The following is a 20,931-nucleotide window of genomic DNA, read 5'->3' on the forward strand; positions in this document are numbered from 1 at the left end:
TGACCGGTGCTAAGATATTTCAGTCTGCAGTGTAATTTCAAATGTCAACAAATGCAGATTCATATTGAATTGCGTCAATCTGGAAGGCAACGAAGGAAATACGATGGGTATCAAGGTCAAAGATAAACGAAAAATATATCATCTTCTTGCCGTATTCGGTGCCGAATTGGTCGGAACGTTCCTGGTTTGCCTGGTCAGCTACATCGCTTCCAGTTTGGGTTCCGCATTGTTCGGATCAAACATGATACTCGTGCTGTTTGCTACGGCGGCTGCATATGCTTCGGTGACGTTGCTTTTTGGCCACATATCCGGGGGTCAGTTCAATCCAGCAATTACTTTAGCGGCAATGCTGACCGATAAGACGAATGCCATTGAAGGTATTTGCGAGATCGTCGCCCAGGTCATCGGTGCCATCTGTTCGGGAGCGTTGGTCACGTCAATGATTCCTCGTTCGGATAAGGCCACTGCCGCAATTTGGTTTACCGGCGCGATGAACGGTTTCGATAAAGGATCTGTTTCATACACGCAAGTTTCCACAGTGGGGGTGTCGTTCAATATCTGGATTGCATTCGTTGTTGAGGCCCTGGCGGCTTTGTTGATTGTGGCCGTAGCCATGCGCACCATGAATGACCCCAAAATTTCGTCGGTCGAACACGCCACTGGAATGGGCTTTGCCTATGCCGCCGGCGTTGCCTTGACCTATCCCATCACAGGGTCAGCACTCAATCCGGCCCGCGCCACTGGCATCGCCATTTTCCTGCATAGGGAAAAAATGGCGACGGACCCGCTTCAGCAACTCTGGTTGTTCTGGATAGCTCCAATTCTTGCCGCAGCGGTTGTTGCAACAGTAATGATCATAGCCAGCATGATTGCTCAGTCTAACGCAGACAACACCATCGATGTGATTGATGGGATCACAGCAGAACATGATGATTCCTCGCAAACTCCGTATGGCATGAATGTCGACAGTACGCCTGAACAAGACACCATGGAAGCCACTGAGGCCAACGTTGCGGAGGCATTGACTTCGCAGGATCCATATCCATATATGGATAATCCTACTGCATAGCATCCAGCAGAACCGTACCGTCTCAACGGGTCCCAAAGAGCTATCGCAGTTTTTCGCCCATCATGGTTCATAGAGCTTTCGGGCCTGTTTTCAACGTCCACACAGCACGCAGCCAAGCGTTGGCATACAGCCGCAACGCACACTGCCTCCATTAAGCCTACCGCCTGTGCTCCTCACGACTTAACGTTGTTTCCAGGCTTAAACCTATTGTTGGTGTCTCCGATCCTCTCTGGGCTTCAGTGACGACGAATTTCGTTTAAGCGCAACGGGAACCTTCCAATCAAATCGCACGGAGGCAACTCTAAGCATCACGACAAGGACGACAATCGATAGGTCAAGCGCAATTTCCCAAGTGAAGTCAATACGATTGCTGGCATACGCTCGCGTCACGACCACAGTAAGCATGCTTCCAACTGCAGAGGGAACGGCGTACCAATGGCGATCGCCGACAATCGTGGGCACAACATTGAGCAACATGTCTCTGATAAGTCCTCCGCCAAGTGCTGTGGCGAGCCCCATGAAACAGGCGGTCATGCCGGAGGTTCCATACATGAGTGCCTTTTGGGTGCCATTGACGGTATAGAGGCCAAGTGCCAGGGCATCGAGGGTCAGCATTGTCCATTTCATTCGGTCAGCCTCTGGATAGATGAACGCCACGACCAAGCTTGCCAGAATACAAGTGACAACCAGCCACTTGTTTGAAACACCAACTGGAGGAATGGCACCAAGCAAGACATCTCGAATGATGCCTCCACCCAATCCGGTGAGCCAGACAGTGAGCATGATCGCCACAAAGTCATAACCGCGTTTGACTGCGGAAAGTCCTCCAAGAAGACCGCAACAAAACGTTGCAACATATTCAATGCCCCAGAAGAAGGCATTGCTCTCAAGCGCCAATTGCATGTTCAGCTCCGTCAGAATTCCAATAAGGCCAACTTATTTTCCTATAAACCAATGACAGAAACGGAAACACCCATACCTAAAATATTGCATTTGGACGCCGCTCGGTTATGTCCCACAAGTTTTCCTCAACCTCAGACGATAGCGAAACAGTTTCAAACGGCTGATGGGGGCGAACCCCATTGTTCGTCACCATCGACTGCATAACCATTGAATCCGGTCGATTGGCTTTTGGTCAGCAGACCTTCCACATCCAATTATGAGGATCCTTGACTTCACCAAGTTGTATGCCAAGGAGCTCGTCACGTAAATCAACCGTCAGCTTGCCTGATTCGCCACTGCCAACGGTTACGTCGAATTTTTCAGACTTGAATCTGCCGATTGGAGTGATGATGGCGGCAGTGCCGCAGGCGAACACTTCAGTGACTTCTCCGGATTTGATGTCTGCTAGCAGATCATCGAGTTTGATCATGGTCTCCACCACATCACGGCCATGATCATGTGCAAGCTGGATAATGGATCGACGCGTGACTCCAGGCAGAATCGTCCCTGTCAGCGATGGTGTCTCCAGATGGCCGTCCCGGTGGACGGTGAACATGTTCATTCCTCCGAGTTCCTCAAGATAGGTCTTTGTTGCGGCATCCACGAAGCAGACCTGATCACAGCCCTGCTCCTTGCCACGATATTCACCAAGCAAGGACGCTGCATAGTTGCCGCCACACTTGGCAAAGCCCGTCCCACCGGGACCGGTGCGGAACCATTTGTCTTCAACCCAGATGCTGACCGGTTTGACTCCACCTGGGAAGTAAGGGCCAGAAGGAGAGGCTATGACACAGTAATCTACGGTTGCTGGTGCACGAACTCCCAAAAATGCCTCTGAAGCAAACATGAATGGACGCATATAGAGCGTATACTCCCGCCTTTCAGGAACCCACGCCGCATCTTGCTTGATCAGAGCAGCGACGGATCCAATGAAATCATCAGTCGAAAGTTCAGGAAGGGACATGCGCTTGGCCGAATTCTGGAAGCGCTCTGCATTGGCATCAGGACGAAACATCCATGTGCTTCCATCAGTATGACGGTACGCCTTCAAACCCTCAAAACATTCTTGTGCATAATGTAGAACCGAAGCACCAGGATTCATCGGAATGGCGCCGAATGGCTCGATACGACGGTCAGACCAGCCTTCACCCTTATGCCATACGATTCGAGCCATCGAATCGGAGAAAACTTGACCAAACGCAGGCTTATCTATCATCTTCTTGCGTTTTTCGTCTGGTACCGGATTTGCATTCGGTTCGGTTCGAAATGGTTTAGTCAATTCGTCCAATGCAGTTGGATCATGATGAGATTGTTCTGTCATTTGTTCTTCCTCTTACTGTTAGTCGTCGTTCAACGACTGTAACGGAACCGTAAAGCGTGTTTGGCGCTTGTAAAAAACTACTGTGTCATGATATTTCGTTACCCGCTGAAATACGTTCAGCATGTGGAAATGATGCCGATTCATATAATCGTTCAGACATCAACTGTGTGACGCGCCCATGTCGATGACCGTAATGCAACAATATCGAATGACCCACCGGCCCGCACCTCGATTCACCAGTATGAATCTCTAGGCAGACCGGTGGGTCATAACCACTGACATAAAAACAGTGTTGATATCTGGTGTAGATTAGGACCGGAACATCACAGAACCTTATTTTTCATCCGAATCAGCAGACTCAGTTCCATCAGCGGCTTCAGCATCCGTCGCCTGATCTTCGGCAGTGGCATCCTCGGTATCGGTGGCAGTGGAAGCGGTGGCGTCTTCAGGAACTTCAACAGTGACTACAGACTCGTCCTCATTGATGCCAACAAGCTCAGCACCTTCCGGAAGGCTGACATCCTTTGCAAACACCTTGGTGCCGTCCTCCATGTCATCAACATCAACGTCAATGCGCTCAGGAAGGTTCGAAACGTCGGCGCGCACGGTGAGACGCTGAACATCAACGAACGCAACAGCCGAACCCTTGGGAGTTCCGACCGCGAACACAGGCACCTCCACCTCGATCTTCTCGCCGGCCTTGACCTCGTAGAAGTCGATGTGCTCCACAATGCGCTTGACAGGGTTGCGCTGCACATCCTTGACGACGGCCATCTTGGAATTTTTGCCGTATTTGATGGTGAACAGAGCGTTCGTACGGCGCAGGGCCAATGTGGTCTCTTTCATGGGCAGCTTAACGAACACAGGCTCTACCCCACCTGCATAGATTGTTGCCGGTATTTCGTGTGCCACGCGCATGCGCCGTGCAGCGCCCTTTCCGAATTGATCTCGAACCTCACCGTTGATTTCAATGGTGTTTACCATAGTGTCTCCTATTCATTAGCATAACGGGGTGAACAGCTGCACGTGTATGCAACGCACACACAAACCCGCAAGCTGAATAACCCTCATTTTGTTTCCTGTTGTTTCGGCACACCGATGTGCCGAAACCGATTCTCAGAACACTGCGTAAACAGTCGGAATCACTCTCAGCTCAGTCGATAACGGGAACTTATCCCCTCGCCAAAGCCAGCAAGAGGTCATCAACTCAACAACACAAGCAAGTCAAAGACCTATGCCAAAACAACAAGAGAATATTACCATAGTTGTGTCGACAAAACGAAGCGTTTGAATACACAGCCAGGTAACCGAGTGTCTTGTCCTTGTCTTGACCTCCTGAAGCCAGAGGTATCGAATCTTCAACTCTTGTGTGATCCAGCAGATTTTTTGAGTCCAGCCACATCGTATGCCGTATGATCATCTGTATTTGAATTTGAAACAGCCGTTTGAGATTCACCATCCTGTCTAGTCGACGGTTGTACGACTTGACTTTACTCAGGTTTAATTTCCGTCTGAGCTGCGAAAGTATTAGCGGGGATTCGTGATTCCATCTCGTTGTATTTGGGAACCCGCCATGCGAATATGAACTCGCAATATTGCTCGCAGACTGGGATACATTTAATAGTAATAATATAATTATATTGATACTGTTTTAATCATTAAAAAATAATTGCATATCTATCCAACACTTCAATACGTGTTTTAAACCCTCACCCATTGATTGTGTTAGGGGAATCAATATGTTGATCCCCCTAACATCTTCTATTCAGATGGAACTAACACTCATTGCGACATTTGAACTCTACTTCACCGTATAGCCTTGCTGTTTGGCATAGTTCTTGAGATTGGTTTCCCACTTGTCGATTCCCTGGCCAAGCTTGAGCGACTTACCGGTGAATGCAGCCCCTGCGTCATCGGCAAATACACCACGGGCATAGACTTCAAAGGGAAGGAACTTGTATCCGGAAACCACGTTGGAGGCAGCCTTGGCAAGGACCTCGTTGAACTTTTGGCCGCCGAAGTATTCGTTCTTCTTGCCTTTGGCATCAGTGAGCGAAGTCATGTTGAGGAAATCACTTGACTTCAACGTGTCGTTATCAGCTGGGAACGCACCACCGTCGACGCGGGTCTTGATGCCTTCCTTATTGTGTGTGGCATACTCCATGAACTTGTAAGCGGCCTTTGCCTTGCTATCGTCCTTGGATTTCATCAAGGCCAGAGAAGAACCGCCATTTTCAGAGTTCTCAGTTCCGCCCTTTTCCCAAGTCGGCATCGGCGCCACACGCCACTTCCCGGAAGCGTCAGGCGCACCGGAAAGCAGGTTATACGGCATCCACGCACCTGTAAGCAAGGAAGCGATGGACCCGTCGTTGAGGCCTTTGTTCCAATCGTCGGACCAACCAGCCGTCTTGGTGTCAATCAGGTCTTCGTCAATAAGCTTCTGCTCAAAGTCGGTCCACTTCTTGACTTTATCGTTCTTGCTGAGATTGATTGTGACGGTCTTTCCATCCGAGCTTGTCTGGAAGGGACGCGCTCCTGCCTGCCAAGTCATGGAATCGAAGAAACCTGCATCACCGGAATCAGATGTGATATAATTACCGGTTGCCTTCACCTTCTTGGCAGCGTCATAGAATTCATCCCAAGTAGTAGGAGGTTGTGTTACACCGGCCTTGTCGAAAACCTCTTTGTTGTAGAAGAGTGCCATTGGGCCTGAATCCATCGGCAACGCATAGACTCCGCCATTGAGGTTGACCGAACTCCAAGTGCCCGGAGTATAGAAGCTCTTGAAGCTCTTGGCACCCATATCGGCAATATTCTGCACATTGTCCCTAACCACATATTCCGGCAGGGCATAGTATTCAATCTGAGCTATGTCAGGCGCGCCTTTGCCTGCTGACATGGCATTGTTCAGTGCGGTGTACTCGTCTTTGTTCGTTCCCGCATTGGTCACTTTGACATGAATGTCAGGATTCTTCTTCTCAAAGCCAGCTACAGTACGAGGCAGGGTGGAATCCCAAGACCAAACAAGGATGTCCGTTTTACCGGATGACGACTTACTGCCATCGGTTTTGTTTCCACAGGCAGCAAGCGGTATCATCATCGCCACGGCACCAATAGCAGCTACGATTCGTTTATCGAACTTCATCGTCCCTCTTTTCTTTAGGATGTATCTTCGCGTTGAGCGACAATATCGTCGTATCTCATCGTCGATCTAAGTTTAACATCAACTTTATGTTTGCGCAAACAAAACATAGGAAAATCATTCGCTAATATTTCTCATTCCTCGCCATCACACCGAAACAACGAGGCATTGATTGCTCATCCACGACCGTTGCCGAAACCTCCGGTTCACAGGCTCGGTTTGTTTCAAGTACAAGCCTTGGGCATCGTTCTATACAAAGCAGAAACTTTAGGGGTTCCCTACTGATCGCCGCCAAGACAAGGGTATGAAAATCAAGTTGCCATCATCTCGGATGCGCCGATCACGAACGGCTTGTTGGTGCATTGCATCCATGCAACGCACCAACACAGATCCTTGTATCTCGTGCACAACCATAATCAAGTGTGCAATCTGTGCATCACTGACTACAAGTGCTCAACAAGCACAGCATTCTCTGACATTCTTGCCTTCTTGGTGGAGTCATCGATTGTCACCAAAGAAGAGACAATCGGATCACCCCTCAACTCGGTGAAAACCGGATGATCGGCACGATTAAACGTAAACAGGAAACGGTTTCCTCCGTTCCCATCGCTGCGCTCAATACGCATTAAGGCTCCATCGCCACCACAACCGTGCACGTCTGAGTCCAGCGATGCGAGGATGTCCGACAATATCGAGGCCAGTTCGTTATGTGTAAGGCTGCAGCCTATGTAAGCTGCCGATCCTGTACCAAAAGGATGAACAGTCACTGCCGCGGTTCCGTTCAAGCCAGTGCGTTCAGGCGCCTGGTATCGGGCCAGAATCTCAGTTTCGGCATCCATAAACGAAACCGGCTGAATCATCCTGCGGGCAACTGTGCCATTGTCGATATTCACATGATCGCGGCAACCTGGAAAATCATCCCCAAGCGGAACAAACTCCTCTCCGCTGACACCAAGGACATCCTTGATCGAACCGGGATAACCGCCCAACCATATATGGTCGCGTTCATCAACGATCCCCGTGCCATACGTAGCTATGATGCGACCGCCTCGCCTTACGAATTGCCTGATACGAGAGACCTGTGAGGCATCCATCGAGTACAGGCATGGCAGCACCACAATCCTGTGCGTTTCCCATTGCCCGTTGAGTGGCACGACATCTGCATGAATTCCTATATCCGCAAACGCACGAAACCATTCGAGAGGTTCTGGCCAATGACGCAGTAACCGGGAAGGGGTGGCAGTGTGTTCGGTCGCCCATTCACTCGGGTAATCGAACAATACCGCAACTGGGGAAGATGTGGGAACGGTGCCGACGAGCCCAAGGTTTCCAAGAAGCTGCAAATCATCACCCAATTCACATACATCTTTGAAAATGCGACTATCCTTACCTGCGTGAGGAAGCATCGCCGAGTGGAACTTCTCAGCTCCGGCTTGGGATTGTCTCCACTGGAAATAGCAAATGGCATCGGCTCCAGACGCCAAATGGCCAAGTGAATCGCGCACAAGTTGACCGGGTTCTTTGGAATAGTTGATATTCCTCCAGTTGACAGCTCCGGTTGACTGCTCCATGAGAAACCATGGTTTCCGTCCTGCGATATTGTCGACCAGTGAAGCCGAATATGCCAGCTCATCAAAATGCTGGTCACCGGGAGTGAAGTAATGATCGTTGGACACGAAATCAACTTCCCCGCCCCAGTCTGCATAATCAAGGTTCACTCCTGAGGCACTGACCATAAAATTGGTGGTCAGGGGCTTATCTGGTGTTATCGCAGCCAATGTGTCGCGCTCCGCAACGAAGAAATCCTTGAGCGCGTCCGAACAGAAGCGTTTGAAATCAAGCATTCTTCCGGGATTATTGAAATTGCCCTCTCCTATAAAGCGGGGTGGGTCAATCTGATCAAAACTTGTGAGCCGTTGGGCCCAGAAGTCATTGCCCCATGCCTCGTTCAAGGTCTCAATGTCACCATACCGTTTGCGACACCAAGATTGGAACGCTTTTTTTGCATCGTCGGAATAGTCGAAACGATTATGGCAACCGTATTCATTGTTCACATGCCAGGAAACAACATAGGGGTTTGTCTTATAGTGTTCAGCCATCCTTTTGCACAGCTCCAAAGCGTAGCCTCGAAAAACGGGACTCGTTGCCCTCCAATGTTGCCTTCCACCTGGCTGGCAAACATGCCCGTACTCATCCTCCCAAAGCACTTCTGGATGCGCGTCAGTAAGCCATTTTGGAGGAGATGCGGTTGCAGTCGCCAAATCAACGGCTATTCCCGCTTGACCAAGTTTATCGATGATGCGATCGAGCCAATCGAAATCATAGACACCATCTTCTGGCTCAATACGTGCCCAAGAGAATACAGCAAGGGTCACAATGTTGACCTTTGCCTTTTCCATAAGCTCTATATCTTCATCCCAAACACGTTCAGGCCACTGATCGGGGTTGTAGTCTCCCCCGAACCAGACCGCTTGGTCATGGCCAGGCAACGGATTTGGCCAACGATGTTCACGGTGCTTACTCATGGATTTCCTCCTGGAATCGAATGTTTTGTCAAGAGACTGTTGTTGGTTGGGTTATTCTTTGACGGCGCCTGCGGCGAGTCCGGACTGCCAGTATCTCTGGAGTGTGAGGAAGGCGGCGACGAGGGGGATGATGGTGACGAGGCTGCCGGTGATGACGAGGTTCTGGATGGCCTGGCCGCCGGCGGTGCTGGCCTGGTCCTTCCAGTGGTTCAGGCCGATGGTGAGGGGGTACCAGTCGGAGTCCTTGAGCATGATCAGGGGCAGGAAGTAGTTGTTCCAGGTGGCCACGATGGTGAACAGGGCGGTGGTGACGATGCCGGGGGCCAGGAGGGGCAGGCTGATGGTGCGGAAGGTCCGCCATTCGCTGGCGCCGTCCACGCGGGCGGCCTCGAGGAGCTCGGTGGGCACGGCCTGCTCGCTGAAGATCCACATGAGGTACAGGCCGAACGGGGATATGAGGCTGGGGATGATCATCGCCCAGGGCGTGTCGGTGAGGTCGAGCTTGGCGAACAGGAGGAACTGGGGCACGGCCAGGGCGATGCCGGGCACGCTGATGGCGCCCAGGACGACCGCGAACACGGCCCTGCGGCCGGGGAAGCGGAACTTGGCGAGCCCGTACCCGCCCAGGATCGCCAGGAGCGTGGCCCCGCCCGCGCCCAGCGCCACGTACAGGAGCGTGTTGAGCAGCCACCGCCCGAAGATGCCGTCCTGGTAGGCGAACACCTCCCTGAGGTTGTCCCACAGGGCGAACGTGCGGCCGGGGCCCAGGCCGAACGTCGAGGTGAAGTCGCCCTGCGTCTTCGTGGCGTTGACGAGCAGGTAGGCGAACGGGAACAGGCAGTACACGGCGAACACCCCGGCGGCCACGGTCAGCGGCCAGGACCGGCGGGGGTTCTCCGGGTTGGAGAACCCGCTCCCGGCGCTCCGCCGCCGCTCCGCGGCCTCGTCCCTCCTGACGCGTCTGAGCCTGTCCCTCTCGGCCCGCCTGGCCCTGCGGCCGAGTCCCCTGGTGTCGTTGGTCCCGCTCATCTCATCTGCTCCTTCATGCTGGAAAGCTGCACCGCGTAGGCGATGGCCATGGTGATCACGGCCATCACGATGGCCAGCGCGGCCGCGTAGTTGGACTGGTTGCCGCTGAAGCTCAGGTTGTACGCGTACATGTTGGGCGTGTAGTACGTGGTGATCGCGTTGCCGGGCACCATGTTCTGCATGACGCTGGGCTCGTTGAACAGCTGGAAGCTCCCGATGATGCTGAAGATCACCGTGATCGCCAGCGAGCCCCTGAGCTCGGGCAGCTTGATGGACCTGACGACCTGCCACTCGCTGGCCCCGTCGATCGCGGCGGCCTCGTACAGGCTGTGCGGCACGGTCGAGAGCGACGAGTAGAAGATCAGCATGTTGTAGCCCGTGAACTCCCACGTCACGATGTTGCCGATCGAGGCGAGCAGCACGCCCGGCTGCAGGAAGTCCAGGTGCGTGCCCAGCCACCCGTTCAGCGAGCCCACCAGCCCGTACTTCGCCCCGTACATGAACCCCCAGATCAGGGCCGACACGACCGCGGGCACCGCGTACGGCAGGAACGAGGCGATGCGGAAGAACCTCGTGCCGTGCAGGCGCATCGAGTCGATCGCCAGGGCCAGCAGCGCGCTCAGCAGCAGCATGACCGGCACCTGCACCAGCGTGAACCCCGCCACACGGCCCACGCTGCCCCAGAAGTTCGCGTCCCGGAACAGGCGCGCGTAGTTGGCGAGGCCCACGAACACCGTGCCCCCCACCATCCGCCTCTGGAACAGGCTGATCCACACCGCATACACGATCGGGACCAAAAACACGAACACGAACACCAACGCGAACGGGCCCACGAACCCCCACCCACGCCAATCACGACGATCACGCCGCAAATTTGACTTCGTATCGGAGGTGACACCTTCAGAGCTAGCCATACATCTTCTCCTTTGAAGTACGTCGATTCTGAAAACCTCGTTGTGAATCGAATCTTCAGTAATGTTTACGTAATCATTTTAACATCGAGACTAAAACGACACACCCTTCACAAGAACAGACAACCACGTCAAAATTCCATAACTATTCGTAATCTTCATATCATTCTATAATGAACAGACTTAGAACAACGGAAAGTTGGAATATGGAACAGTCAATCCCTTCGATGCAAGATGTTGCACGTCTTGCCGGGGTTTCGCCTCAGACGGTTTCGCGTGTATCCAACGGAAGTCATGCTGTACGGCCAAAGACTCAGGCGAGGGTCGAAGCAGCAATGGAACAATTGGGATACCGGCCAAATTATGCAGGGCGGGCACTGAAAAAAGGCCGCTTCATGGATATTGGTGTCGTGATTTTTAACATGGTCACGTATGGCAATGCACGAATATTAAATGGTATAGCCGGCGCCGCTGCTGATGCCGGTTACGCAATAACCATCAGAACGATGGGAAAAGGCAGTAGGCGTACATTAAAAAATGCGGTTGAACGTATGAAACAGCTCCCCGTTGATGCCGTTATCGTAATCATGGAGGAAGATACCCCCGACGTCCTGACATACAAACCTCCGATAAAGCTCCCTGTTGTTCTTGTACGCGAAGAGCCAACCGATTATTGCCCTACCATCGACGCCGACCAATATGGATGTTCAACGACACTGGTCAATTACCTATTGGAACGAGGACATCGCAATATTTTCCATGTCTCTGGTCCTCATAATTCGGTTGCAGCCCGCAGCCGAGAGCGGGGATGGAAAGATACGCTCGCGCAATTCGGCTTTCCTGTGATTGCACCATTCAAAGGTAATTGGCTCTCAGATTCCGGTTATCAGGCAGGTCTCAGTCTCGCCAATCAAGAAAACATCACCGCAGTATATGCCGCCAACGACCAAATGGCATACGGAGTCATCGAAGGTCTTAAAATCGCAGGTAAACGTGTGCCTGAAGACGTCAGTGTTGTCGGTGTCGACGATTCATTGGTCGGTACGATACCAAAACTCTCCCTGACCACGATGCGCATGAAATTCGACACGATTGGCCGACGTGCTTTCGACATGGCCAAGGCTCAGTGCGAAGGGCATACGGTAACGCCGGGAATCAAAACCGTCATTCCTGCTGAATTGGTGATTCGCAACTCCGTAAGAAGCGTGGGCTGAGTTTTCGATAGGAAAAACATGTGTTCCTACGCTAGCGTAAGGTGACGAAAACCGTATCTTCGTCTATCATTGCAAGAGAAATTATCGAGCCATCCAATGAGGAGAAGACGTGTCCGGCAATGCAACACTGAAGGAGTCAATCAACAACATCGGGCGAAAGGCATTCCATCTCACAAGCGGGTTCAGCAATCCCGTCCACGGCAATGATCCTGAATATGATGGCGAGGTCGAAATCGGTAAAAACGTGGAGCCCATCGATACGACGAAGTTACCAAGTTCGCACGAATGGGGCCCCGGATTCCCCACCACGACATACATAGACGATACGACAGGCCTTCTTACCGTCAACACCCCAGGGCTTGATCCGGTGGATGAGGGCATGAGCATTTATGATCTATACGTGGATCGGGCAAACCGTATGGGCGATGATCCATTGTACACATACCAAGAAGACGGGCAATGGATCACCAAAACAGCGAAAGAGTTCCTTGCCGATGTCAGGGCTGTGGCCAAGGGCCTCATGCATTACGGTTTGGGCAAGGGAGATGCTGTGGCTTTCATGAGCCATACCTCCTACGACTGGAACGTCGTGGATGCGGCAGTGGTGGCTATCGGCGGAATTCTGGCAACGATATATGAGACTGACTCTCCCGAGCAGATTCGCAACATCGTCAATAACTCTGACGCACGTTTGCTCATTGTTGAGACCCGGGACATGAGGGAGGACTCAGACGGAGCTGTAGAGGATTGCCCGTCATTGGAGAAAATCTATTGCCTGGAGGCAGGGGCTTTACAAGAGCTTCGTGATTATGGCACCTCCATTGAGGATACGACCCTGGACGAACGCATCGACTCCATCAGGAAAACCGACATATGCTCGATTGTCTACACTTCAGGCTCGACTGCGGCACCTAAGGGTGTGGAGATGACACACGAGCATTATTGCACTACAGCGCTCAACCTACGGGGTTACATGCCGGACCTTCTGACTCAAAAGGACAAATCCGTGCTGCTGTTCCTGCCGCAGGCACATACATTCGCCAGGGCCGTCAACTATATCGTCGTGGCCAGCGATTTACGCATATACATCTCTTCCGGAACAAAGACATTGCTCACCGACCTACAGAAGGCAAAGCCCAGTGTGACCATCCTTGTGCCACGCGTACTTGAGAAGGTATACAACGCGGCATCGCAAAAGGCAGGCCATGGCATCAAGGGATTCATATTCGCCTCTGCAGTCGTTGCCGCCCAACGGTACATCAATGAGCAGGAAGCCGGAACGCTGACGATGTCCACAAAGGTACGGCGGGCCATGTTTGACCCACTAGTCTATAAATCGTTGCGTGAAGTACTGGGAGGGCAAGCGGAGTGGTTTGTCACTGGTGGTGCACCTCTGGACCCGCAGTTGCTGGCTTTCTTCCGTGGTGCAGGTGTACCGGCATATGAAGGTTATGGCCTGACCGAGACTACAGCACCGTGCGCCTTCAACCCCAAAGGCACTCCTTTTCATGCAGGATCGGTAGGTGTGCCTTACCCAGGGTTTACAATCCGCCTCGCCAAGGATGGGGAGATTCAGATCAAGGGTACCTGTGTATTCCACCGTTACCATAAGAACGATGAGGCTACCGAACTTGCCTTCACAGACGATGGATGGTATGCCACTGGGGATTTGGGGCGCATCACCGAAGAAGGTTTCCTCTACATCACCGGACGTAAAAAAGACCTCATCATAACAGCCGGCGGAAAAAACATGGCTCCTGGCCCCGTAGAAGAGGTCATCCAACGGTGCAGCATCGTTTCCCAGGCGCTTGTGCTCGGAGACAAACGACCATTCATCTCTGCGCTGATCACCCTTGATGAGGATGCCGTCCGTTCTTGGCTGGACTCACAGCGCCTTGATTCCAGCATGCCGATGGAAGAGATCGCCAAGAATGCCGTTGTACGTGCCGAAATACAAAAATATGTGGATGAGGCCAATGAGGGCGTGTCACGAGCGGAATCCGTTCGCAAATTCATCGTACTACCTGAGGAATTCACCCAGGAAAATGGTATGTTGACCGCTTCAATGAAGGTGAAGCGTCCAGCGGTCATCAAACACTACGCTGATCTGCTTAATACCCAGATGTACACCAAGCGCAAATAACCGATAATGGACATGATTCCCTGCATACGACAAGGAATCATGTCCAGACGGAATGTAGCATGATGGCTAGAAACCAAGGCGATCGAGTTGCTTGGGATCGGATTGCCAACGTTTGGCCACTTTCACGTGCAAATCGAGTTTGGCCTTCTGCCCGACAATGCGATTGACCGCGGTACGAAGCCTTTTCTTGACCTGCACCAGATGCTCTGCGTGATGGCCTATGATGATTGGCTTCTGAGAGTCACGCTCAACATAAACCGACACCAGTACGTGGGCCTTGCCGTCGAGTGTATCAGGATCATCGCTGTTGCCAGGGCGCTCGATTGAATCCACCACAACGGCCAACGAATGGGGAAGCTCATCGTCCAATTCCTCCAAAAAAGCGCCACGAACGAGTTCGGCTATCGTATCCTCAGGCCTTTCCTCGGAAATCTGATCGTCGGGGTACATTTTCGGCCCTTCGGGCATGTTGTCGATGAGTACATTACGTACCTCACCCAGATTGTCGTCCTCCAACGCGCTGACGGGCACAAGATCAGTAAAATCTGCAAATCGAGTGATTTCCATCATCTTGTTCATGAGCTGCTTGTGGCTGAGTGTATCGATCTTGGTCACAATGGCCACGAGCGGAACGTTCCAGGTGAACGATCCATCACTACGTTTCTTGGCAAACTCGCCTCGCAAACGACTCAAAATACGTCGATCCCCCGGACCGATTGCCTGGTCTCCAGGCAGCAGAAACGCTATCTCGTCCACGTCACTCAGCGACTCGTCTACAATCTCATTGAGCCTCTGCCCAAGCAATGTACGTGGCCGATGAATGCCGGGAGTGTCAACCAACACCAGCTGTGCATGGTCAGTGGTGAGGATGCCGCGTATCGCCTTACGCGTTGTCTCTGGCCGTGAGGATGTGATGGCGACCCTCGTTCCCACGAGTGCATTGATCAATGTCGATTTACCGACATTCGGCCTGCCCACCACGGCCACGAAACCTGAATGATAGGGTTGCAGAGCCTCTGAAGGCTTATTGCTATAAGTCATTGCATCATATGCCTTTTTGTTTGTCATTGCGTATCCTTACAACTTTTTCATACTGAAACAGCTCGATAACCATTGCCGGCAAGACGAATTCGATGAGACGTTCTGCGCATCACTCGTCGTGGCCGTCAGCAGAATGCCCACTTTGCAAATCAGTTTCATTTGCTGTTTCCTGTGTGTCGGCCATGCCTTGCTCACTTCTTCGAGCTTCTTCCTCATCGGCGACTGGCTGCACAAGTATGGTCGAGACTTTCTTGCGCCTACCTGCCGAATCCACGGCCGTAAGCCTCAATCCGTGGGTTGTGGCACTCCTGCCGACAATGGGCACACGGCCAAGTAGCTTGGTGAGCAAACCGTACACAGTGTCCACGTCGTCCTCATTGAGATCGACCTCAAAAATCTCCTCTAGGTCGGCGATGGGAGTCCTGGCCGGCATCCGCCATTCATGCTCACCGACCTGCTTCGGCTCTTCATGCTGCACCCGGTCATGCTCGTCTTCCAATTCACCGACGATTTGCTCTATGGTGTCTTCGATGGTAACCATGCCTGCCACGCCGCCGTATTCGTCGATGACCACAGCCACATGTTGACGTGTACGTTGCATCTCGTGAAACAGATCATCCACCGGCTTGGATTCCGGAACCAGCATTGGATGGCGCAGTATGGAAGTGACGGACCGTGATTGTGCTTCAGGGTTGAAGGCCGTGGCCCGCACCGCATCCTTCAGATAGGCCATGCCTTTCAGGTCATCCAGATCCTCACCGATGACAGGTATGCGGGAATAGCCTGAGCGCGTGCACAGCTGCAGTAAGTCGAGCAACGAATCGTCCTGCGAAGTATAGATCATGTCGGTGCGGGGAACCATGATCTCGCGAGTCAGTGTGTCTGAAAGAGTGAGCACATTGCGTAGCATCTCACCCACTTCCGGGTCGAAATCGGAAGTCTCCACCAGCTGTTCCACCAGCGATCGGCTCTGACTGTTCTGGATGCGTTCAAGTTCTTCATCGTCCGAAAGCTCTGTACCTGCATGGTCGTCACGCCTGTTTTTGTGCTCCTTCTGATGCACAAATGGCGTAAGAATAGTCACCAGAGTCAGCAATTTTGCAGAACCGAGCATCGTGCTTTCCGGGTGTAGCAAACCCGGCGAATGAGCCCTATACAGAACAGAGAGCAAAGACACTGCAAGGGTGAAAACAACACCTATGATAAGAACGGCCCAATATGGGGCATGCAACACCATGGAAATGACCGAAACAAAGACGCCGGAAAAGACGTTGCACAGTATTCTGAAAAAGGCACAGGAACTTGCAGTACCCGATCGGTCTGAAATCATTCTCTGCACATGGTGGATCCTATCGATTCGCTTGCGTTGGGCAAAGGCTCCAAGATCGTCATCAGTCTGCACATCCAGTATCATGTTGTTGAGACTTGAACGCGTGACCCTGGAAACGGCGAATTCGTTTGAAGACAGAACCAGGGAAAGCCAGATGAGCAGCAATGTGGCAAGAACAAGTGCGGTGAGCACCACTATAGTCAACGTGTCAATCATCACTTACGCAGTCAACTCCCTTGCGTCGTATCGGAACTGTTTGCATGTTCCCTATCCCAGCTGGCGAGCAAATCAATGCTCCCGTCAGGAAGCTCCGCAGGGTCGATGGAGCCCTGCCGTATGGCGAAATAGGTAAGCAACAGCTGGCGCTGAAGCCCAAACATCTGTCGCTCTTCCTCAGGAGTGGTATGGTCGTATCCGAGCAGGTGAAGAATGCCGTGAATGGTCAGAAGCATCATCTCCTGTACCACCGAATGTCCTGCGGCCAATGCCTGTTGAGCCGCGACCCAAGGGCAAATGACGACATCTCCCAGCACACCCTCCATCTCATCGGAATCATCGCCGGGGCGCAACTCGTCCATTGGGAAGCTCATCACATCCGTGGGACCTTCCAACTGCATCCAGCGCATATGAAGTTGGGCTATCGGATCTGGATCGACGAACAAGATCGTAAGATCGGATTCCGTACTGACCCGCATTTGGCTCATCACCCAAATTCCAAGCTCGGAAAAGACCTTGAGATCGATATGCCAGACCGTTTCGTTGGTCACGTCAACACTCATTGGTCGAACTCCTCAATGTCGTCATTGCCCGAACGATACACATCTATGCCAGCCAAAGGCTCATCGTTTTGATCACTGTTCGTTGACATGGAACCCTGACCTTCATTGAAGCTTCCTGCACCATAGGCCTCACTGAGCACACTGGAACCATCTGGGAAGACTGTTTGTGCCGGCGAATCTTGTTCGGCGTTGGAACGAGAAGACTTGAAAGCACCAGCGTTGCCGGTGCCGTCTTCGGATATTCTTCTCTTCTTCTTGTCTTTCTTATGTTTTTTCTTATCGGACTTACCTATTTTGCCGTTGTCCTGTTTCTCCACATCGACAGCACTCACCATACGATGTCGATTCTCCCGATGACAAGCAACCTGTTCATCATGGTCGTTATACGCCGCCACAATACGGCCGACCAACGCATGACGCACCACGTCACGCTCAGTAAGATGAATGAATGCGATATCATCGATGCCTGTAAGAATGCACTCGATGGTACCGAGCCCGGAATGCCGCACACCAAGATCGACCTGGGTGACATCCCCAGTGATCACCATCGTGGTGTTGAACCCAAGCCTCGTCAAAAACATCTTCATCTGCTGCTCAGTGGTGTTCTGAGCTTCGTCAAGGATGACAAACGCGTCATTCAAAGTTCGTCCACGCATATACGCAAGCGGAGCCACCTCTATGCTTCCATCGTTCATATACCGATGCAATTGAGCGGCACCTAGCATGTCGGAAAGCGCATCATAGAGTGGACGAAGGTATGGGTCTACCTTGTCGTTGAGTGTACCGGGAAGAAAACCAAGACTCTCCCCCGCCTCAACCGCAGGACGCGTCAGAATGATACGGCTCACACGGCCGTCCTCAAAGGCACGAACAGCCTTAGCCACGGCCAGATAGGTCTTGCCCGTACCGGCAGGGCCTATGCCGAATGTGATGGTGTGCTCTTCGATGGCACCCACATACGCCACCTGCCCCGCCGTCTTAGCGCGAACGGGCTCTCCTGCTGCCATGGTGATGATGCCGGGGATGCGTGTCCTGTGGGTGCTGGTGGTGACCGTTGGCACCGGCTGCACGCTCTTGGCAGTATAACCAAAATCGGATGTCGTATTGGGCGCATCGGCCGGCTGGGCCGCATGCCGTCCATGATGGACGCGTTGCAGCAGAGTAGCAGAAGGGGCACTGGCACTATTTGCCGGGTATGCCCGATCCACAGGGTCTTGTGAAGCACCTTCTATGCTCATATTGGAGCTGTCAGCGAAATCGTTCTCGGCGTTGCTGTCTTTTTCCTTTGCATGCCCGTAATCGCCTGAAACAACGGCATAGTGGCTCCCGTGTGACGCCAACGATCTACGATTGGCACCGAAACCTGCATCGTCGTGCTGCAGACGATGGCCGTGCCCACGTCCGACTGAATCTCGTTCGAGCATGCGTCGCACCACCGATGCCTCAACAGGCGCCTTATAGGCCTCTTCGATGATGTCTTCAAGCACACCCGCCGCCCGGTCGGCTTCGGCGTCGTCACGAGCGGAATATGCGGCAAGCTCGATGCGATTGCCGCGCACAAAGATATCGACCTTGGGAAAAGCATGTTCGACTTCCGCAAGTACAGAGTCTCCCGGCCCCAGTGCGGTGACCGGGTCGAGGTCGTCGGGGATGGTGATGACACGTTTAGCTACAGCCACTATGTTCCTGGTTCCTATTCCTCAGACTGTGTGCCGCTGGTATCGTATGCATGCGTCACATGATTTTCTGACTCGTTCATTGGTGTGTCCTCGAGGTCCTCTCCGGTAAGCACATGCATATGGGCATGGAACACCGACTGCCCCGCTTCCTTGCCCGTATTGAAGATCAAACGGAACGAGCCGTTGTATTCCTTGTCGGCAATGCTCTGCGCGACCTTTACCATGTGGGCCAACTGGGCAGAATCGGCCTTGGCAAGTTCAGCCACATTGGCGTAGTGCTTCTTGGGTACGACAAGCACATGTACCTTGGCCTTTGGATTGACATCCCTAAACGCGAATGTGGTGTCGTCTTCATACACCTTCGTGCTGGGAATATCCCCGGCTATGATCTTACAGAACAGGCAATCATCGTTCATATCTCTCCTTGAAACTGAACCTTCAGCGTAGCTTACGCCTCCATCTCAATGGTATTGCTTCGCTAGGATAATTCGCTATCCGAAAGCAGCCCTTTGTAACGCTCGACGATCATTCGCACACTGATCGAATATACGTGGCGAAAGCCACGGCAGGCATTCCCCACAACCGTCATAAGACGATTGAGCTGAACGTTCTAGTTAAATCTTCCCAGAGACCTGGAAAGCAACGAAAGCGCCACAGGGCCCGCAGTGGACGCTCGCATGATATTGGTCCCGAGCACGCACACCTGCGCCCCCGCAGCGCTGAAATCGGCCACTTCCTGCTCGCTGATACCGCCTTCAGGGCCCACAACCACGTTGATGGTACGAGACCTCCCGTCTTGCAAGCACCGTCGTTCGAGCTGTGCCACCGATTGTTCGATGCCATCCCAGGTGGCGGTTGCATCTTGATGAAGCACCACTACGATGTCACCATGGACACACGCCCTACGGCAGATCGCCACAACTCCCTTGCTAGACGCACACTCAGAGAGCAAGGGCATCCATGCACGACGGGACTGCTCCGTGGCTGACTGCAACACCTTGTCCCATTTTCCGTCGGTACGACCGACCTTCCATTTGGCAATGGACCGGCCCGCCTGCCAAGGAACCACCTGATCCACACCAATCTGAGTCGCCGTGTCGATGGCCTGTTCGTCGCGACCGTTCTTAGCCAACGCCTGAATGAGGCAAAGACGAGTGACAGGCTCAGGCTCTGAGATGAACCCTGTGACGCGAGCCTCGGCATGGTCAGCGTCGACAATTTGCGCATCAATACGCAAACCCTTGCCATCGCTGAGTTGCAGTGTTTCACCATCGCCAAGTCTCATGACGTCTATGGCATGGTGCCTGACGCTTTGTGGCAGTGTGAGCACCCAGCCTTCCCGCATTTCACTGCGGTTAATGGGGGCATCGTCATGGTCCGTGTGAAGTAGAAACAAAGGAGCGGTCATGCTTACAGGGTATCGGTTGCTCTGCACCAAACCCAACACCCCTCACAACATCCAACGTTACAGCCCTCTCGCGCTACCAAAAGCATCATGCAATGTCGCAAAAGGTAGGAATCCCAATAACATCCCCACATTGTGCTACCAAAAGCGTCATTTCGTATCGTAAAAGGTAGGGATGGACGGAATACCCCGGCAACGACCATTCCCCGTCTTCGACACACCGTAGATATCTCGTCGGTCAAATCGGTGTATAATTTTCTCTGTTGTGTGAACGACACCTGCCCAGGTGGCGGAATGGTAGACGCGCAAGCTTGAGGTGCTTGTGCCTAATTTTATCGGGCGTACGGGTTCAACTCCCGTCCTGGGCACGAATAGGCTCCTGGAACTGAACAAGTTTCGGG

General features: G+C 52.7%; 15 protein-coding genes, 1 tRNA gene and 1 pseudogene. 4 read left to right on the forward strand and 13 right to left on the reverse strand.

What is annotated here, in order from left to right:
- Nucleotides 1–103: 103 nt before the first annotated feature.
- A complete protein-coding gene (locus tag ACSYSS_RS04200; protein ID WP_491702836.1) occupies nucleotides 104–1,069 on the forward strand; it encodes an MIP/aquaporin family protein in 966 nt (321 codons plus the stop codon).
- 204 nt (nucleotides 1,070–1,273) lie between these two features.
- Here the strand turns inward: ACSYSS_RS04200 and ACSYSS_RS04205 are convergent, their stop codons facing one another.
- From ACSYSS_RS04205 to ACSYSS_RS04235, 7 genes are all read right to left on the reverse strand, one after another.
- Nucleotides 1,274–1,972 (reverse strand): trimeric intracellular cation channel family protein, encoded by a 699-nt coding sequence (locus ACSYSS_RS04205; protein ID WP_491702837.1) that lies wholly within the window; start codon nucleotides 1,970–1,972, stop codon nucleotides 1,274–1,276.
- A gap of 232 nt (nucleotides 1,973–2,204) precedes the next feature.
- Nucleotides 2,205–3,332, reverse strand: coding sequence for a branched-chain amino acid aminotransferase (locus tag ACSYSS_RS04210; RefSeq protein ID WP_491702838.1), 1,128 nt, complete (start codon nucleotides 3,330–3,332; stop codon nucleotides 2,205–2,207).
- Nucleotides 3,333–3,665: 333 nt separating this feature from the next.
- Nucleotides 3,666–4,316: a 50S ribosomal protein L25/general stress protein Ctc gene (locus tag ACSYSS_RS04215; protein ID WP_491702839.1), complete on the reverse strand. Its 651-nt coding sequence runs from the start codon at nucleotides 4,314–4,316 to the stop codon at nucleotides 3,666–3,668.
- 817 nt (nucleotides 4,317–5,133) lie between these two features.
- Nucleotides 5,134–6,477 carry an ABC transporter substrate-binding protein gene (locus tag ACSYSS_RS04220; RefSeq protein WP_491702840.1) on the reverse strand — a complete coding sequence of 448 codons (1,344 nt, stop codon included), beginning with the start codon at nucleotides 6,475–6,477 and terminating at the stop codon, nucleotides 5,134–5,136.
- A 440-nt stretch (nucleotides 6,478–6,917) separates the two neighbouring features.
- Entirely contained in the window at nucleotides 6,918–8,999 is a 2,082-nt protein-coding gene (locus ACSYSS_RS04225) for a beta-galactosidase (RefSeq protein WP_491702841.1), read from the reverse strand.
- A 51-nt stretch (nucleotides 9,000–9,050) separates the two neighbouring features.
- Nucleotides 9,051–10,028 (reverse strand): carbohydrate ABC transporter permease, encoded by a 978-nt coding sequence (locus ACSYSS_RS04230; protein WP_491702842.1) that lies wholly within the window; start codon nucleotides 10,026–10,028, stop codon nucleotides 9,051–9,053.
- Complete coding sequence (locus ACSYSS_RS04235; protein ID WP_491702843.1) at nucleotides 10,025–10,942, reverse strand: carbohydrate ABC transporter permease; 918 nt, start codon at nucleotides 10,940–10,942, stop codon at nucleotides 10,025–10,027. Before ACSYSS_RS04235 ends, ACSYSS_RS04230 begins: the two co-directional genes overlap by 4 nt.
- 224 nt (nucleotides 10,943–11,166) lie before the next feature.
- Between ACSYSS_RS04235 and ACSYSS_RS04240 the strand changes: the two genes are divergently transcribed.
- Nucleotides 11,167–12,153, forward strand: a complete 987-nt coding sequence (locus tag ACSYSS_RS04240; protein WP_491704218.1) for a LacI family DNA-binding transcriptional regulator — start codon at nucleotides 11,167–11,169, stop codon at nucleotides 12,151–12,153.
- 109 nt (nucleotides 12,154–12,262) lie between these two features.
- Nucleotides 12,263–14,296 carry an AMP-dependent synthetase/ligase gene (locus tag ACSYSS_RS04245; RefSeq protein ID WP_491702844.1) on the forward strand — a complete coding sequence of 678 codons (2,034 nt, stop codon included), beginning with the start codon at nucleotides 12,263–12,265 and terminating at the stop codon, nucleotides 14,294–14,296.
- Nucleotides 14,297–14,362: 66 nt separating this feature from the next.
- Here ACSYSS_RS04245 and era read toward each other — a convergent pair whose 3' ends face one another.
- The 6 genes and pseudogenes from era to ACSYSS_RS04275 all read right to left on the reverse strand — a co-directional run bounded on the left by era (nucleotide 14,363) and on the right by ACSYSS_RS04275 (nucleotide 20,533).
- Nucleotides 14,363–15,337, reverse strand: coding sequence for a GTPase Era (gene era, locus ACSYSS_RS04250; RefSeq protein ID WP_491702845.1), 975 nt, complete (start codon nucleotides 15,335–15,337; stop codon nucleotides 14,363–14,365).
- A gap of 109 nt (nucleotides 15,338–15,446) precedes the next feature.
- The gene (locus ACSYSS_RS04255) at nucleotides 15,447–16,883 is read right to left on the reverse strand and encodes a hemolysin family protein (protein WP_491702846.1); all 1,437 of its coding nucleotides are present in this window, start codon (nucleotides 16,881–16,883) and stop codon (nucleotides 15,447–15,449) included.
- A gap of 11 nt (nucleotides 16,884–16,894) precedes the next feature.
- A complete protein-coding gene (gene ybeY, locus ACSYSS_RS04260; RefSeq protein WP_491702847.1) occupies nucleotides 16,895–17,446 on the reverse strand; it encodes an rRNA maturation RNase YbeY in 552 nt (183 codons plus the stop codon).
- Nucleotides 17,443–19,125, reverse strand: a complete 1,683-nt coding sequence (locus tag ACSYSS_RS04265; protein ID WP_491702848.1) for a PhoH family protein — start codon at nucleotides 19,123–19,125, stop codon at nucleotides 17,443–17,445. The genes ybeY and ACSYSS_RS04265 overlap by 4 nt, the downstream gene beginning before the upstream one ends.
- Nucleotides 19,126–19,211: 86 nt before the next feature.
- Nucleotides 19,212–19,541, reverse strand: a pseudogene (locus ACSYSS_RS04270) (histidine triad nucleotide-binding protein); the annotation flags it as partial.
- A gap of 194 nt (nucleotides 19,542–19,735) precedes the next feature.
- Nucleotides 19,736–20,533, reverse strand: a complete 798-nt coding sequence (locus tag ACSYSS_RS04275; RefSeq protein WP_491702849.1) for a 16S rRNA (uracil(1498)-N(3))-methyltransferase — start codon at nucleotides 20,531–20,533, stop codon at nucleotides 19,736–19,738.
- 277 nt (nucleotides 20,534–20,810) lie between these two features.
- On the opposite strand from ACSYSS_RS04275, the gene ACSYSS_RS04280 reads away from it, so the two are divergent.
- Nucleotides 20,811–20,898: transfer RNA gene (locus ACSYSS_RS04280), tRNA-Leu, on the forward strand.
- Nucleotides 20,899–20,931 lie beyond the last annotated feature (33 nt).

It is taken from the genome of Bifidobacterium sp. ESL1118, assembly GCF_058505595.1.

Bases quoted from the DNA above. Each gene is read 5' to 3' on its own strand.
- ACSYSS_RS04220 (WP_491702840.1), bottom strand. From the start codon at position 6,477: ATGAAGTTCGATAAACGAATCGTAGCTGCTATTGGTGCCGTGGCGATG.
- ACSYSS_RS04205 (WP_491702837.1), bottom strand. From the start codon at position 1,972: ATGCAATTGGCGCTTGAGAGCAATGCCTTCTTCTGGGGCATTGAATAT.
- ACSYSS_RS04210 (WP_491702838.1), bottom strand. From the start codon at position 3,332: ATGACAGAACAATCTCATCATGATCCAACTGCATTGGACGAATTGACT.
- ybeY (WP_491702847.1), bottom strand. From the start codon at position 17,446: ATGAGTGTTGACGTGACCAACGAAACGGTCTGGCATATCGATCTCAAG.
- ACSYSS_RS04215 (WP_491702839.1), bottom strand. From the start codon at position 4,316: ATGGTAAACACCATTGAAATCAACGGTGAGGTTCGAGATCAATTCGGA.
- ACSYSS_RS04230 (WP_491702842.1), bottom strand. From the start codon at position 10,028: ATGAGCGGGACCAACGACACCAGGGGACTCGGCCGCAGGGCCAGGCGG.
- era (WP_491702845.1), bottom strand. From the start codon at position 15,337: ATGACTTATAGCAATAAGCCTTCAGAGGCTCTGCAACCCTATCATTCA.
- ACSYSS_RS04255 (WP_491702846.1), bottom strand. From the start codon at position 16,883: ATGATTGACACGTTGACTATAGTGGTGCTCACCGCACTTGTTCTTGCC.
- ACSYSS_RS04200 (WP_491702836.1), top strand. From the start codon at position 104: ATGGGTATCAAGGTCAAAGATAAACGAAAAATATATCATCTTCTTGCC.
- ACSYSS_RS04225 (WP_491702841.1), bottom strand. From the start codon at position 8,999: ATGAGTAAGCACCGTGAACATCGTTGGCCAAATCCGTTGCCTGGCCAT.
- ACSYSS_RS04240 (WP_491704218.1), top strand. From the start codon at position 11,167: ATGCAAGATGTTGCACGTCTTGCCGGGGTTTCGCCTCAGACGGTTTCG.
- ACSYSS_RS04235 (WP_491702843.1), bottom strand. From the start codon at position 10,942: ATGGCTAGCTCTGAAGGTGTCACCTCCGATACGAAGTCAAATTTGCGG.
- ACSYSS_RS04275 (WP_491702849.1), bottom strand. From the start codon at position 20,533: ATGACCGCTCCTTTGTTTCTACTTCACACGGACCATGACGATGCCCCC.